This window comes from Pseudogulbenkiania sp. AW2-16, from assembly GCF_056824575.1.
Genome location: NZ_CP157668.1, coordinates 3,214,477 through 3,227,397, shown reverse-complemented (window position 1 = coordinate 3,227,397; position 12,921 = coordinate 3,214,477). Strand labels below are relative to the sequence as shown.

Here is a 12,921-nt window from a genome sequence, read left to right as displayed (position 1 = left end):
AACCGGCATGAGTACACGCGAAAGCATGGAATACGACGTGGTGATCGTCGGCGGCGGCCCTTCGGGGCTCTCCGCGGCGATCCGCCTCAAGCAGCTGGCGGCCGACAAGGGCCAGGATATCAGCGTCTGTCTGCTGGAGAAGGGCTCCGAGATCGGCGCTCACATCCTCTCCGGCGCGGTGCTCGAACCGCGCACGCTGAACGAACTGATCCCCGACTGGAAAGACAAGGGCGCGCCGCTCAACACCCCGGCCCAGAAGGACCAGTTCCTGCTGCTCACCGAGACCGAGTCGATCCAGCTGCCCACCCCGCCGCAGATGCACAACGAGGGCAACTACATCATCAGCCTGGGCAACTTCTGCCGCTGGCTCGGCCAGCAGGCCGAAGAACTCGGTGTGGAAATCTACCCCGGCTTCGCCGCCGCCGAAGTGCTCTACCACCCGGACGGCTCGGTCAAGGGCGTGGCCACCGGCAACGTCGGCACCGGCAAGAACGGCGACCAGGACGGCGAGCCCGGCATCGAGCTGTGGGCCCGGCAGACCGTGTTCGCCGAAGGCTGTCGCGGCTCGCTCACCAAGACCCTGTTCGAGCGTTTCAAGCTGCGCAACGGCGCCGACCCGCAAACCTACGGCATCGGCATCAAGGAACTGTGGGAGGTGAAACCCGAGCTGCACCAGCCGGGCAAGATCACCCACACCGCCGGCTGGCCGATGGACACCGCCACCTACGGCGGCTCCTTCCTCTACCACCTGGAAAACAATCAGGTGGTGGTCGGCTTCGTGGTGGGGCTGGACTACCAGAACCCCTACCTGTCGCCGTACGAGGAATTCCAGCGCTTCAAGACCCACCCGGCGATCAAGGACGTGTTCGAAGGCGGGCGGCGCCTGTCCTACGGCGCGCGCGCCATCTCCGAAGGCGGGCTGCAGAGCATTCCCAAGCTCACCTTCCCGGGCGGGGTGCTGATCGGCGACACCGCCGGCTTCCTCAACGTGCCCAAGATCAAGGGCACCCACACCGCGATGAAATCCGCCATGCTGGCCGCCGAGGCGATCGTCGAGGCGCTGGCCACGGCCCAGGAAGGCCAGCCGCTCGAGGCCACTGCGTACACCGCCAAGTTCAAGCAGAGCTGGCTCTACGACGAACTCTGCCGCGTGCGCAACATCCGCCCGGCGTTCCGCTGGGGGCTGTGGCCGGCGATGCTCTACTCGGCGCTGGACACCTACCTGTTCCGCGGCAAGGCACCGTGGACGCTGCACCATAAGCACGCCGACCACGAATGCCTCAAGCCCAAGGACGAGTGCACGCCGATCGCCTACCCCAAGCCGGACGGCGTGCTGACCTTCGACCGGCTGTCGTCGGTGTTCATCTCCAACACCAACCACAGCGAAGACCAGCCGGCGCACCTCAAGCTGAAAGACCCGAGCGTCCCGATCAAGATCAATCTGGCGCAGTACGACGCGCCCGAGACGCGCTACTGCCCGGCCGGGGTGTACGAGATCGTCGGCCGCGAGGAGGGGGCGCCGCGTCTGCAGATCAACGCGCAGAACTGCGTGCACTGCAAGACCTGCGACATCAAGGACCCGACCCAGAACATCAACTGGGTGACGCCGGAAGGCGGCGGCGGGCCGAATTATCCCAATATGTGATACGGATTGCCCGAGGCAAATCTCCGGAAGGTGTTCTTGCTCAGCCGAGGCCCTTTTCTGCCGGTTTGACGACGCCATATAGAAAACGCCCTCGTGTGAGGGCGTTGGCTGGGGTGGGTGAAACCGGTTGGTTTAGTTGGTGTACGACTTGAGGTCTGACATGACGTCCATGACCGTGTCGATGGCGAGAGACGAGGCCAAGGCGTAGCCTTTGCCAATCACGAAATCACCATCCTCGAATTTGTAGGCACTGAATCGGTTCGAAGGGAAAATGTTCGAGCCACGTTTACGCAAACCGACCGAGACGTGCGCCAAGGCTCTCTGAGAATTCACGTACGTATCCGTCATGACGACGATTTCGTATTTGGCGTTGTACTGTTTGCAGTACTCATCGGACACGGCGGAGCCGATTTTGGCCTTGATGAGATCGTTAACCTGATCCGGGCCATAGTGGTGCCAGGTGAACGTACAGCCAAAGGATGGAGCACTGAGCCCCAAAAGGGTAACGCACATTGCCGTGAATTTTTTGTAATTCATGAGTGATCTCAATCGGTTAAGAGCTGGCCTTGGAGATGACAGGCGCTCATCCGATACCCCCTTGTGCCGGCGGCGCCTGAGCCAATAGCAATGGATCAGCCGCCCAGTTGGCATGACCGCCGGGGAGCACTGGTTTGCTGCCGCAAGGCAACAAAGCCGATCACTCGAACATCATATCACTGGAAAATTCTCTATGCCTATCAGGCCAATGGGGTAGTGTGGGGCCGGCCGGCGTACTGAGCCTATCGGTCAGGATCAGTGTCGGCGACACCATCACATCGGGGTGTCGATCACGGTTCGTAACCCACAACCCTTTATTAGGGCGTACTCGAAGTCCTGTGCCGCGCACCATCTGCAGCCTGTGCAGAATCGACCCTGAGCAACCGTGTCGACCGGGCTGTCGCCACACCCATGCCGCGCATGCCCCTTGTCCTGCTCCATCGTATTGCCGGACCTCACCGGCGACCATTCTTCCGGCCGCTCCGGGCCTGTCGGCGCCGAAGTGTTTTGGCTATGGTTAACGTACCTATCGCCAGCGATCCAGTCAGGGTAGGCTCACCGCCACGTGCCGCTGTCGATGTCGCTCCATCCAAGAAAAAAGTGTCATCCGGACAAGGTGGGTTGGGCCTTAGTGGGAGAAGTATCATGCACAGATTCAGCGCCCGCATGCGGGCCGCCATGGCGTTGCTCGTTCTTGGCATGGCATTGCCCTGGAGCGCGGCCATGGCACAACCTGCCCTGAAGGACCAAATCGTCGGAACCTGGTCTTATGTTTCCGTTGACCTTATCCGCTCCGATGGGACGCGAATACCTCTTTTCGGTCCGAATCCACAGGGCCAGGCGAACTTTGATAGCAATGGCCGCTATATCTTGATGACGGTGCGGGCAGGACAGGCCAAATTCGCATCCACCAGCCGGATGGAGGGCACCCCTGAGGAAAACAAGGCCGTTGTGCTAGGGTCGATCGCTCACTTCGGCAGATACACCGTTGACGAGGCGAACAAGACCATCACGTTCCACATAGAAACCAGTACGTTTCCGAACTGGAACGGAACCGAGCAGAAACGACCGTTCACGGTGACTGGGGACGAGCTTACGTGGCAAACCCCCGCATCGACAGGCGACGGCATTGCCGAGGTTGTGTTGAAGCGGGCGAAATAGCGTCCGGCATGGCATGGCGGTCGTGGTCGGTCATGAGGTTGCAGAACACGATGCCCCTCCATCGAGGGGAGGCCGTTGGGCTGTGCTCGGCTCAGCCCAACGTGCCGACCTGAAGGCTCAGGCAAAGACGAAATACTTGCGCACGGTTTCCACTACTTCCCAGGTGCCCTTCATGCCCGGTTCGATCACGAACACATCGCCGGCCTTCAGATGCACCGGCTGCTCGCCTTCCGGCGTGATGATGCAGTAGCCGTCGAGGAAGTGGCAGTACTCCCATTTTTCGTAGTTCACCTCGAACTTGCCCGGGGTGCAGATCCAGGTGCCCATGATCTTGCTGCCGTCCTTCGAGAGGTAGGCGTTGAGGTTGACGGTGTGCGGGTCGCCGCCGATGCGCTTCCACTTGGTAGCGTCAACCACCGGGGTGGGGCAGGTTTCGCGCAGGACGGTGATGAAATCGGACATGTCGGCTCCAAACGATCTGATGAAAGGTTTGTCATCATAGGTTCAATGCCATGCCGGCAACTGTCTGTTTTCGACATGGAATTGCCTGTAAACGCGACGTCAGCAAGACCGTAACCCGCAACAGCCTGACATGGTCGGTGCGTGGCGCTCGTCGATCTTGCGGGCGGCGGCCGCGCCGAGGCGTCCTCGTTACTCAAGGGGGCGAAGAGGGCGCTGTGGCCATGAAAACGCCAGCTCCAGGGCTGGCGTCGATAAAAAATTGAGAGGAGGCAAGCAGGACTCAAGGCATGCCGGCGATGGCGGGGAAGCCATCAGGGTGAGGCCATTCCGCCTCGACGGGGCGGAGGGGGTGTCTGTCGGACCCCTCGCTGGTGGTCGCCTCCCAGGGCGCGGATGGCTGCATGGCACGCACGCTGCTCGCGCAGCGGATGGCAGCGGCGCTGTAGAATTCTTCGGCCAACGTGTCGCACTGCCGGGCCGCCATTTCCTGGGCCGCTTTGAAGCCGGCCAGCCAGACGGTGTCATGCGCGCGTTCCAGTTCCTCGATTCGGCCGATCAGGTCCAGCAGCATGGCGGGGTTAGTCGGGACTGGAGTGCCTTCGTCGGCGGATGTCGTCGCCGCCTCCTTGATTTCGGCCAGCGTGTAGCCGGCGTAGCGTGTGCTCATGCAGTCGTCCTTTCCTTGAAACAGTGCTGCCGCGGAGCCGCCGTTGGCCGAAAGCCACCACTCCGGCCAGCGATCCGCACGGTGAAGATCATCGATCGATATGACGTTCATGGTGGCGGACGAGCGCGTGGCCATCCGTCCTAAAACCGACATCGTGATGCCTCCAGGCGGCACGGTGCCACCTCGGCTGTCAGATAAGTGGTTGTCACGGATTTACTGCTCCATGGCAGTCCATTTTCTTCGGTCAGGGCCACGATGTCGAATGCATAAAAGGTGGGAGTCATGGAGACAGGCGGGGGGAGGACTGTTAAAATGGTAACGTTGTCATTGGGGAGTAGCCATCCTTGGCCCCTTGCTAAGGAGTTCACGTCAACAAACTTGAGGCCATAGCCTCATGGCGTGAACAGCCTCTGCACCAGCAGAGAGAGCCAGGCGAGACCTTTGGCCGCGATGCGCTTACCCAGGCCGGGCGAGGCGTGTCGTCGCGCCATTGGATTCTTGCTCGCCCGGCCGGATTACTCTCATGCTTCTCGCTTTCACCCTGTTTTTCCTTTCCGCCGGGGCCATTTACTGGTCCTGTGAATTCTTCGTCAATGGCGTGGAATGGCTTGGTCGTCGTCTGAACCTGGGGGCGACGGCCGTCGGTTCGGTGCTGGCCGCCTTCGGTACCGCCCTCCCGGAAAGTGCCGTCACTTTTACTGCCGTGGTTTTCGGCAATACCCCCGCGCAGAAAGATCTCGGAGTCGGCGCCGCGATGGGTGGCCCGCTCGTTCTGGCAACCTTGGCCTACGCCGTGGTCGGCTTTGCCTTGATGCTGAACCGTCGACGTCTGGCGCGTGAAACGCACGAAGTGCGCGTGGATCATGTCCGTCTGAGCCGGGACCAGGCCGCTTTTCTTGCCGTGTTTGCGGTGAAGGTAACGCTGGGGCTGGTGGCCTTTGCCATCAAGCCGTGGCTGGGTGTGCTGTTCCTGATGGCGTATGGCGTCTACGTTTGGCGGGAAATCCGTGACAGCGATACCGCCCCGGAGGAAGAAGAGCTGGAGCCGCTGAAAATCCGCCCCAACATGGCTGAGCCCTCGCTGGGGTGGGCGGGTTTGCAGGTCGTGCTGGCGCTGGTGGCGATCGGCGTGGCGTCGCATGTCTTTGTCGGCCAGCTTGAGGCGATCGGCACCGGTTTGCATTGGTCGCCGCACCTAGTGGCGCTGCTGCTGAGCCCGGTGGCGACCGAACTGCCGGAAACGATGAATGCCCTGATCTGGGTGCGGCAGGGCAAGGAACGCCTGGCGCTGGCGAACATCTCCGGTGCCATGATGATCCAGGCCACCATTCCCAGCGCGCTGGGCATCTTTTTCACGCCCTGGCAGTTCGATGGCACGCTGCTGGCGTCCGGCATTATCACCGCCCTGGCGATTCTCTTTCTATGGCGGATTTTCCGCCGCGGCGCGGTCGATGGCCGGGTGCTGCTCGGCGTGAGCTCGCTGTACGGCATCTTTGCCTTGCTGGTGGCGGCCTATTTTCCGCACTGAATGAGCGCGTGGCCGAGGCATCCTGGCCTGTTTGGCCCGCTGCGCCGCGGCGGGCCTATTTCAGGTACGACTTGATGATCTGGAGCACGGCATCCAGATCGCGCTGCCGTTGCGCCTGCTCGGCTTCCTTGACCACATGGTCGGTCAGATGGCCTTCGATCACGGCGGCCATCAGCCCGTTCACCGCGCCGCGGATGGCGGCGATCTGCTGGAGCACGGCGGTGCAGTCCGTTTCACTGTCCAGCAATCTTTCCAGCCCGGCCGTCTGCCCCTGTATCCGCCTGACTCGGGCCAGCAGTTTGGCCTTGTCTCTCACGGTGTGTGCCATGTCCGCTTTACCTCATGCCTAAAAAGTTGACGGAAGGGTAACATGCATATACTGGGGGGTAGTATAATGCGCCAATCTGATCACACGTTGTGAAAGTGCGCCATGCCCGAGTTTTCGATCCTGTTGCAGCAAGGCAATGCCTGGCTGTTCGTCCCGAGCGCCATCCTGCTGGGGGCGCTGCACGGCCTGGAGCCGGGGCATTCCAAGACCATGATGGCGGCGTTCATCGTTGCCATTCGCGGCACCCTGACGCAGGCGGTGTTGCTGGGCCTGTCGGCGACCGTGTCGCACACGGCGGTGGTGTGGGCGGTGGCGATGGCCGGGTTGTATTTCGGCCGCAACTGGAGTGCGGAGGCGACGGAACCCTATTTCCAGGTGGCCTCCGCGGTGCTCATCATCGGTGTAGCGGCGTGGATGATCTGGCGCACCTGGCGCAATCAGCAACTGGCGCACGATCATGACCATCACCATGACGAGGCCAAGCTTATCGATACCGGCCACGGTGTCGTACGGCTGGAGGTGTTCGAACAGGGCGTGCCGCCGCGTTTCCGTCTGCACTACGCGAGCAAACACGGCCACCGCTGGCCGGCCGATCAGGTGCGGATCGAGACGGAGCGGGCCGACGGCAGCCGCCAGGGTTTCACCTTCGTGCAGCGCGATGGCTTTGTGGAGTCGGTGGAAACCATTCCGGAGCCGCACGAGTTCGTTGCCCGGCTCAGTCTGGGGCACGATCAGCACCACCACGACTACGACGTGGAGTTTGTCGAGCCGGACCATCATCACTCGATCAAGGATTACGACGGGCTGGATTTGTCCGCTCCGGGGTACCAGGATCCACACGAGCTGGCCCACGCCAACGATATCCGCCGCCGCTTTGCCAACCGGGAGGTGACCACCGGCCAGATCATCCTGTTCGGCCTGACCGGCGGGCTGATTCCGTGCCCGGCGTCGATCACGGTGCTGCTGTTGTGTCTGCAGCTGAAAAAGATCGCCCTCGGCGCCACGCTGGTGCTGTGTTTCAGCATTGGTCTGGCACTGACGATGGTGGCATCGGGCGCGCTGGCCGCGCTGAGCGTGAAGCACGTCTCGCGCAGTTGGAGCGGGTTTGGCGAGTTCGCCCGCAAGGCGCCGTACTTTTCCGGCGCACTGATCGTGCTGGTCGGGTTGTATGTCGGCTACCAGGGGTTGAGCGTCTTGCTCTGACGCCGAGGGTGGCGTTTCAGGCCAGACCATCCGCACAGCCCGGGCGCGCTATGTCATGGCGCGCCCGGGCTGTTGTTCTTAATGGTCCTGCCCGCCGTCCGGGTTGCCTTGGTTGATGATCTGGCGGGGAGGAACCTGGCCGCCGCGGCGCGGTTCCTCGGGGCGAGGAGCGAACGAGGGCCGGGCGGAAGGGGCGGTGTTGGGGCGCTCGATCTGCCGCCGCTCGATTTGAGGGGGTGCTCTGTGTCGTTCTGGGACGCCGACGTCCGGCTGACGGGGCCGGGCTGGCTCCGGCCGGATAATGGTGGGCATCCCCGTTGAACGGGGCACGCGCGGCGCCTCGGCTCCGGGTTGGCGCTGCTCGAAACGGCGGTTGTCGTTTCGGCGTTCGTTGCTGCCGGGCTCCGGTGGGCGTGGCCGGCTCGACTCGGGGCGGATGATCTGGGGCGACTCCGCCGGCGGCCGCGGTGAGCGAGGCACGTCGATGAGCCGGTGATCCTGACCGGGCGGTGTGATGCGGCGGTCGCGTCGTTCCCCTTCGCCACGTGGAATTTCGGGGCGCTGATCGAAACGGCGACGCGTCTCGGGTGCCCGGGGCGGATTGATGATGACGGGCATGTCGCGCCTCAGGTCCGGTTTGGGCTGCAACGCGGGCGAGGTCGGTTGAGTCTGCTGGCGCGGGAACTGGCGCGGTTCGCCCGACGGGGCCACGCGTTCGGACGGCCGCGGGGTGAAACCGTGGTACGGGACATTGCCGCGTCGTGACGGGTCATGCTCCCAACGGAACGGCCCCTTGCGGTCGAGCCACTCGCGGTGCGTGACGTGCGGGCGGAAGTAGTAGTTGTTGACGTTGACGATGGTGACGTGGCGGCGCGGCCAGTCGAAGTTGCCGAAGAAGAAGCCGACACCAACCGTGATGCCGGTGCCCCAGTAGATGCCCACGGTCGGCCCGACGTAGTAACCGGGCCAGATCCAGTAGTAAGGCGGATAACCCGGCCACCACCATGCTCCGTAGACCACCAGCGGGTCGTAATACGGGACGTAGACGATTTCCGGGTCCGCCGGCTCGATCACGATGACCGTGTGTTCCCGGGCGACCCGGAGGTAGCGGTTGGAGCGCAGGTAGCCTTGGTCCCAGGCTTTATCCCGCAAGCGCTGCACGGTATCCATGACCTGGTCTTCCTGGGCCAGGAAGGCGTCGCCGAGCTGCTCGGTCCAGTCCAGGTGCTCGTCCATCATCTGCAGCACCTGCGGGAAGGCGAGCAGGGACAGCACGCTCGGGTCCCAGTCGTTGCGGTTGGCTTCGCGCACGGCCTGGTCGCCCTTGAGTCCGGGGTGATCGCGCGACCAGCGCGCAGCTTCGACCACCTCGAGCGGGTAGGTCGATGCCATCAGCACCTGCGTCAGCAGCGAATCGGGGTAGAGGGCGATGGGCGCGAGCATCTGGTCGAGCTCTGCCTGGGTGTACACGGCGTCCTGGGCGACGGCGGGCGGGGCGGTCGCCAGGCCCATTGCAGCGGCAAAAATCAGGACCAGGCACTGTGTCATAAAACGTCGGATGCGTTGGGGCATGGCGGGCCTCCAGGGCATGCAAGGCGAGTCGGGCGTCAGCCGGGTGACTCGGGGTTGCGGGCAATGTCGTGGTCGCCCGCTCAAGCCATCGTTACCTTGCCGGGTGTCGATGGGTCATGGCTATCAGCCGGGTATCGAGCAGACGGGCCAAGCCCTGTCCGCCGGCAGTCATCACGGCGTCGTGATTCCACTGGAAGAGCGGTTGGGCTACCGGGGCCAGCAGGTTCATCCAGCGCTTGGTGGTGCGCACCTGCCAGTCGTAGCAGACGACGGTGATCACACCTTCTTTTCTGAAACTCCAGCGGCCATGGCCTTCGAGTTCGCCGCTCGCCGTGCCTTCCAGGCAAACCAGCGGTTCGATGCGGGTGACGCGCATGTCGAAGGTCAACCGGTACGGCAGCACGCTCTTCCAGGTATAGCGCTGTACCGCACCGAGGCCATTGTCGTCGCCGGCTTCCAGGTCCAGCACCTGTTCCAGGCCGCGCCACCAGCTGGGCCAGCGGCGCGAGTGGTAGATGGCGTCCCATACCGCCTCCACGGGAGCCTCCAGGTACCACAGGGTGGAGAAGCGATATTCCGCCATGACTGTACGGTTTTCCTGTGTTTGACGGTTTAGGGTTGGAAAAAATCCGCAGCGAGCGGGACGTCGATTTCCACGTCGTCCATCAGCACGGTTTCCTGCTGCTCGCCGTCAAGACCGAAACTGACCACCTTGACCGGGAACAAGGTGCCTTGCGTCAGCCAGAGCTGGAAGCGATGCACGCCGGCCACCGTGTTGCCGGGGGCACCGGTGATGCTCCATCCCTGGACGGGCCAGTGGCCGATGGTGCCCTTGCCGAGTGGCGTCGTGTCGCCACCGGCCTGCAGGATGTGCACCGCTTGCAACAGCATTCCGACATGGGAGCGGTCGATGCGGTGCCCGTGCGGGCCGCGGATCAACGGGTTGTCGGGCGCCAGCGTCAGCGTGAAGCCGAGGTTGGCCGAAGGGCCAGACCCGGACCTTGTTGCTGTGCGGGCTGTAGATCATCAGTGCCCCGGGATGCGGCGTGACGAACTCCATGCGTACGAAACCCGGTTTGCGGTAGGCGTAACGGACGACTTGCTGACGGGTGTGCGGTGCGCTCGAGCGGACGGTGACCCGGTAGCTGTCGAGCTGTTCGAACTGCTGCTGCGCGGCGGCGATCGGGTCCGTCAGGCCGGCCGGGACGATCAGGGCGGTGGCAAGCAAGGGCCAGAGCATGGCTTACTCCACGACCTCCAGCACGCCGGCCATGCCTTTTTCTTCGTGGCTCTTGAAGAACAGCAGCTTGTTGGGGCAATGGAAGGGGTAGCGCCCCGCCACGGTCGGAGTGAAGCGGAAAGAGCGGGGCTCCTCACCCAGGCGGCTGTCGATGTCGACCTGGTCGGGCGGCAGCTTGAGGACGAAGCGGTGCGGGATGAGCCCTGCTTCGACCTTGACCGATAGTTCGACCGGGGTGCCGGCCTTGACCACGATGTGGGCGGGCCTGAAAAAATAGCTGCCGCCGACGATGGCGACGTGCTGTACGCCGTCGCTGGCCACCGGCACCCGATAGGGTTCGTCGGCAGCACGAGCCGTGCCGGCAATCAGCGGGAAGGCGAGTGCCAATGCCAACCCGGCGAGGGTGAGTCTGGTCCTGTGCATGGTGACTCCTGTGTCTCGTCCGGGCGCGCCCGGGAGCGGCGCCCGGCTTGTGGTGATGCCGGGGTCAGTAGCCGCCCCCGCCGCGGCCGTGGTCGCCCATGTCGCTGTCGTGCGTCGGTGTCGCCCCTGGGTCGCCCATCGAGTGGCAGCCGCCGAGAGGCAATGCCAAGGCCAGAGCCAGTAACAGCAGCCAGCCGGTCAGCCGGTGCTTCCTGTCCATGTCGATCTCCTTCATCTATCGGGTTGGGAAAGGGGCCGGCCCGGCTTAACCGGACCAGGCGCCCGCGTCGCCCCCCAGCGCCGTGCAGGCGTCGGCAGCGATCGCCCGCAAGCGGGGCTCGTTGTCGGTGCCGGACAGGGCGTAGCCCATGCCGTGGTTGGCCCAGTAGGCGGTACGGCTCGCGCCGTTGTGCAACAGTCGCAAGCTGATTTCGCGGGAGGGGTAGGGAGAGATGTACAGCGTGAGGCGTTTGCCTGTGCTGTTCTGGTACATGAACTGCGCGGCGGGGCCGGATTCGCCCGGCAGCAGCCGGCCGCCCACCAGCGCGTAGCCATACTCGCCGAGCGACGGCGCCGTTACCGCGCGCTTCAGCCGGGCCGACAGCCAACTGAGCAAGTGGGCTTCTTCGCGGACGGTGACTTCCACCGGGTGACGGCGTTCCGGGGCGTACACGGCATAGGCCAGATCGGCGCGCTGGGCAAAGGCAGGTTGGCCGAAGCCGCCGGGCAGCAGCTGTGCCGGCAGCGTGATGGCGAGCATCAGGCCGAGAGCCAGCCCCCCGGCGATGGCCGCGCCCAGTTGCCACCATGGCGTGCGGCGCTGCACGAACAGGCTCGCGGTTTCGCCGGCGAGCGGGAACAGCCGCCGCAGCGCCGCGTTCTGGCTGCGGTAATGCGCCACGCGCGCGGCGGCGGCCGGGTCATGGCCGAGCCGCTCCAGCAAGGCGCTACGCTCGGCGTCGGACAGTTCCCCATCCACCAGCGCCGACAGCGGACGCAGCTCGTCGGCGCTGTCAGGGGTATTGGCGGTGGTGTCGCGTGGCTCGTTCATGGTGAGTGCTTCACTACTTTCAATGGGGGTCGGCCGGGTGTCGCATCGGCCGCGGGCTCGGTCAGCAAGATACGCATGCGTTCCCTTGCCCGCGACAGGCGCGACATCACGGTGCCCACCGGTACCTTCAGGACCTTGGCGGCTTCCTGGTAGCTGAGCTCTTCCAGCGCGATCAGCAGCAGCACTTCGCGCTGTTCCAGGGGCAAGCGGTAGAGGGCACGCTCCACGTCGCGCAACAGCAGTCCGTCAACCTCGCCGGTGGCGGCCGGCTGTTGCTGCCAGGGGGCTTCCTCATCGTCGAATGTCACCTCGCGCCGGGAGCGCAACTGGTCGATGAAGCGGTGGCGCAACAAGGTCAGCAGCCAGGCGCGCAGATTGCCGCCGCGCCCCCAGCGCCATTTGCTCAACGCCCGCTCCAGCGTGTCCTGCACCAGGTCGTCGGCCCAGGCCGGATCACGCGTGAGTGCCCGGGCGTAGCGGCGCAGATGCGGCAGCCAGACCAGCAGGTCGGATTCGAAACTCATGGCCCGCCGGGCTCAGGGCTTGACGGTGTGCCACATGCCCTTGAAGCCTTCGCCGTTGGTGTCGCCCGGCTTCTTGTCCATCGACCAGCGATAGAGCGGGTGCCCTTTGTGGGTCCACTGCTTCTTGCCGTCGCTGCGCGTGATCGTGCCCCAGTCACCCGATGCCTTGTCGTACGAATCGGCCACGGCCGGAGGCCAGTTGTCGGCGCAAGGGCCGGCGCAGGTGCTCGTGTCCTTGCCGTCTTTATCGAAGGTGTAGAGGGTCATGCCGTGCTCGTCGACCGCCATGCCGTGCATCATCTTGGGCGACTCGGCCAATGCCGGCAGAGCCAGGGTGCTGCCCAGTGCCAGCAGGATCAGGGGGTGTTTCATGGTTATGCTCCTTGTGAGTAGGAAAATCGGGAATCTCAGGGGTATTTTTTGCCGGCGCCGAATCGGTGCGCAGCCGACGTATCGTGTCTACACACACTAAACGTTTCAGCGGCCCGGTTTATTCCCACCGGTAACGCGGGAGGCGCAAAAAAATCCATCGCCATGGGCTAAGCCTAGTCGATGGCAGCGGGATGGGGCGGTGAGATGG

Annotated in this window: 16 protein-coding genes and 1 riboswitch; of the genes, 4 read left to right on the top strand and 12 right to left on the bottom strand. The window is 64.0% G+C overall.

All coding sequences use genetic code 11. The features are described 5' to 3' along the window. Positions 1 to 7: 7 nt before the first annotated feature. Positions 8 to 1,645, top strand: coding sequence for an electron transfer flavoprotein-ubiquinone oxidoreductase (locus ABKF58_RS15770; protein ID WP_482581854.1), 1,638 nt, complete (start codon positions 8 to 10; stop codon positions 1,643 to 1,645). A 132-nt stretch (positions 1,646 to 1,777) separates the two neighbouring features. On the opposite strand, the gene ABKF58_RS15765 is transcribed toward ABKF58_RS15770, so the two are convergent. Then, positions 1,778 to 2,182 carry a hypothetical protein gene (locus ABKF58_RS15765; RefSeq protein ID WP_482581852.1) on the bottom strand — a complete coding sequence of 135 codons (405 nt, stop codon included), beginning with the start codon at positions 2,180 to 2,182 and terminating at the stop codon, positions 1,778 to 1,780. 645 nt (positions 2,183 to 2,827) lie between these two features. Here ABKF58_RS15765 and ABKF58_RS15760 point away from each other — a divergent pair. Further along, entirely contained in the window at positions 2,828 to 3,343 is a 516-nt protein-coding gene (locus ABKF58_RS15760) for a lipocalin-like domain-containing protein (protein WP_482581850.1), read from the top strand. A 117-nt stretch (positions 3,344 to 3,460) separates the two neighbouring features. Here ABKF58_RS15760 and ABKF58_RS15755 read toward each other — a convergent pair whose 3' ends face one another. After that, positions 3,461 to 3,805, bottom strand: coding sequence for a cupin domain-containing protein (locus tag ABKF58_RS15755; protein ID WP_008954152.1), 345 nt, complete (start codon positions 3,803 to 3,805; stop codon positions 3,461 to 3,463). A gap of 280 nt (positions 3,806 to 4,085) precedes the next feature. Next, positions 4,086 to 4,625, bottom strand: coding sequence for a hypothetical protein (locus ABKF58_RS15750; RefSeq protein WP_482581849.1), 540 nt, complete (start codon positions 4,623 to 4,625; stop codon positions 4,086 to 4,088). A gap of 164 nt (positions 4,626 to 4,789) precedes the next feature. After that, positions 4,790 to 4,902: riboswitch (yybP-ykoY riboswitch) on the top strand. A 93-nt stretch (positions 4,903 to 4,995) separates the two neighbouring features. Here ABKF58_RS15750 and ABKF58_RS15745 point away from each other — a divergent pair. Next, complete coding sequence (locus tag ABKF58_RS15745) at positions 4,996 to 6,000, top strand: sodium:calcium antiporter (RefSeq protein ID WP_482581847.1); 1,005 nt, start codon at positions 4,996 to 4,998, stop codon at positions 5,998 to 6,000. Between the two features lie 55 nt (positions 6,001 to 6,055). Here the strand turns inward: ABKF58_RS15745 and ABKF58_RS15740 are convergent, their stop codons facing one another. Next, on the bottom strand, positions 6,056 to 6,328 hold the full coding sequence (locus tag ABKF58_RS15740; RefSeq protein ID WP_294865845.1) for a metal/formaldehyde-sensitive transcriptional repressor: 273 nt from the start codon (positions 6,326 to 6,328) through the stop codon (positions 6,056 to 6,058). Positions 6,329 to 6,430: 102 nt separating this feature from the next. On the opposite strand from ABKF58_RS15740, the gene ABKF58_RS15735 reads away from it, so the two are divergent. Beyond that, positions 6,431 to 7,531 (top strand): nickel/cobalt efflux protein RcnA, encoded by a 1,101-nt coding sequence (locus tag ABKF58_RS15735; protein WP_482581845.1) that lies wholly within the window; start codon positions 6,431 to 6,433, stop codon positions 7,529 to 7,531. Between the two features lie 78 nt (positions 7,532 to 7,609). Here ABKF58_RS15735 and ABKF58_RS15730 read toward each other — a convergent pair whose 3' ends face one another. The 8 genes from ABKF58_RS15730 to ABKF58_RS15695 all read right to left on the bottom strand — a co-directional run bounded on the left by ABKF58_RS15730 (position 7,610) and on the right by ABKF58_RS15695 (position 12,713). Further along, positions 7,610 to 9,103 carry a DUF3300 domain-containing protein gene (locus ABKF58_RS15730; RefSeq protein ID WP_482581843.1) on the bottom strand — a complete coding sequence of 498 codons (1,494 nt, stop codon included), beginning with the start codon at positions 9,101 to 9,103 and terminating at the stop codon, positions 7,610 to 7,612. Between the two features lie 91 nt (positions 9,104 to 9,194). Beyond that, the gene (locus tag ABKF58_RS15725) at positions 9,195 to 9,686 is read right to left on the bottom strand and encodes an SRPBCC family protein (protein ID WP_014087169.1); all 492 of its coding nucleotides are present in this window, start codon (positions 9,684 to 9,686) and stop codon (positions 9,195 to 9,197) included. A 29-nt stretch (positions 9,687 to 9,715) separates the two neighbouring features. Beyond that, positions 9,716 to 9,994 (bottom strand): hypothetical protein, encoded by a 279-nt coding sequence (locus tag ABKF58_RS15720; RefSeq protein WP_482581841.1) that lies wholly within the window; start codon positions 9,992 to 9,994, stop codon positions 9,716 to 9,718. A gap of 352 nt (positions 9,995 to 10,346) precedes the next feature. Next, complete coding sequence (locus ABKF58_RS15715) at positions 10,347 to 10,766, bottom strand: quinol oxidase (RefSeq protein WP_008954161.1); 420 nt, start codon at positions 10,764 to 10,766, stop codon at positions 10,347 to 10,349. 64 nt (positions 10,767 to 10,830) lie between these two features. Further along, positions 10,831 to 10,986, bottom strand: coding sequence for a hypothetical protein (locus tag ABKF58_RS15710; protein WP_014087172.1), 156 nt, complete (start codon positions 10,984 to 10,986; stop codon positions 10,831 to 10,833). Positions 10,987 to 11,031: 45 nt separating this feature from the next. Continuing rightward, positions 11,032 to 11,817 carry an anti-sigma factor family protein gene (locus ABKF58_RS15705; protein ID WP_482581839.1) on the bottom strand — a complete coding sequence of 262 codons (786 nt, stop codon included), beginning with the start codon at positions 11,815 to 11,817 and terminating at the stop codon, positions 11,032 to 11,034. Beyond that, complete coding sequence (locus tag ABKF58_RS15700) at positions 11,814 to 12,341, bottom strand: sigma-70 family RNA polymerase sigma factor (protein ID WP_482581837.1); 528 nt, start codon at positions 12,339 to 12,341, stop codon at positions 11,814 to 11,816. The genes ABKF58_RS15705 and ABKF58_RS15700 overlap by 4 nt, the downstream gene beginning before the upstream one ends. A gap of 12 nt (positions 12,342 to 12,353) precedes the next feature. Further along, a complete protein-coding gene (locus ABKF58_RS15695) occupies positions 12,354 to 12,713 on the bottom strand; it encodes a COG4315 family predicted lipoprotein (protein ID WP_482581835.1) in 360 nt (119 codons plus the stop codon). Positions 12,714 to 12,921 lie beyond the last annotated feature (208 nt).

What these genes read in the sequence shown, in the direction of transcription:
- ABKF58_RS15750 (WP_482581849.1), bottom strand. Translation starts at nt 4,625, where the DNA reads ATGTCGGTTTTAGGACGGATGGCCACGCGCTCGTCCGCCACCATGAAC.
- ABKF58_RS15715 (WP_008954161.1), bottom strand. Translation starts at nt 10,766, where the DNA reads ATGCACAGGACCAGACTCACCCTCGCCGGGTTGGCATTGGCACTCGCC.
- ABKF58_RS15695 (WP_482581835.1), bottom strand. Translation starts at nt 12,713, where the DNA reads ATGAAACACCCCCTGATCCTGCTGGCACTGGGCAGCACCCTGGCTCTG.
- ABKF58_RS15725 (WP_014087169.1), bottom strand. Translation starts at nt 9,686, where the DNA reads ATGGCGGAATATCGCTTCTCCACCCTGTGGTACCTGGAGGCTCCCGTG.
- ABKF58_RS15770 (WP_482581854.1), top strand. Translation starts at nt 8, where the DNA reads ATGAGTACACGCGAAAGCATGGAATACGACGTGGTGATCGTCGGCGGC.
- ABKF58_RS15710 (WP_014087172.1), bottom strand. Translation starts at nt 10,986, where the DNA reads ATGGACAGGAAGCACCGGCTGACCGGCTGGCTGCTGTTACTGGCTCTG.
- ABKF58_RS15705 (WP_482581839.1), bottom strand. Translation starts at nt 11,817, where the DNA reads ATGAACGAGCCACGCGACACCACCGCCAATACCCCTGACAGCGCCGAC.
- ABKF58_RS15745 (WP_482581847.1), top strand. Translation starts at nt 4,996, where the DNA reads ATGCTTCTCGCTTTCACCCTGTTTTTCCTTTCCGCCGGGGCCATTTAC.
- ABKF58_RS15755 (WP_008954152.1), bottom strand. Translation starts at nt 3,805, where the DNA reads ATGTCCGATTTCATCACCGTCCTGCGCGAAACCTGCCCCACCCCGGTG.
- ABKF58_RS15735 (WP_482581845.1), top strand. Translation starts at nt 6,431, where the DNA reads ATGCCCGAGTTTTCGATCCTGTTGCAGCAAGGCAATGCCTGGCTGTTC.
- ABKF58_RS15760 (WP_482581850.1), top strand. Translation starts at nt 2,828, where the DNA reads ATGCACAGATTCAGCGCCCGCATGCGGGCCGCCATGGCGTTGCTCGTT.
- ABKF58_RS15720 (WP_482581841.1), bottom strand. Translation starts at nt 9,994, where the DNA reads ATGCTGTTGCAAGCGGTGCACATCCTGCAGGCCGGTGGCGACACGACG.
- ABKF58_RS15730 (WP_482581843.1), bottom strand. Translation starts at nt 9,103, where the DNA reads ATGCCCCAACGCATCCGACGTTTTATGACACAGTGCCTGGTCCTGATT.
- ABKF58_RS15765 (WP_482581852.1), bottom strand. Translation starts at nt 2,182, where the DNA reads ATGAATTACAAAAAATTCACGGCAATGTGCGTTACCCTTTTGGGGCTC.
- ABKF58_RS15740 (WP_294865845.1), bottom strand. Translation starts at nt 6,328, where the DNA reads ATGGCACACACCGTGAGAGACAAGGCCAAACTGCTGGCCCGAGTCAGG.
- ABKF58_RS15700 (WP_482581837.1), bottom strand. Translation starts at nt 12,341, where the DNA reads ATGAGTTTCGAATCCGACCTGCTGGTCTGGCTGCCGCATCTGCGCCGC.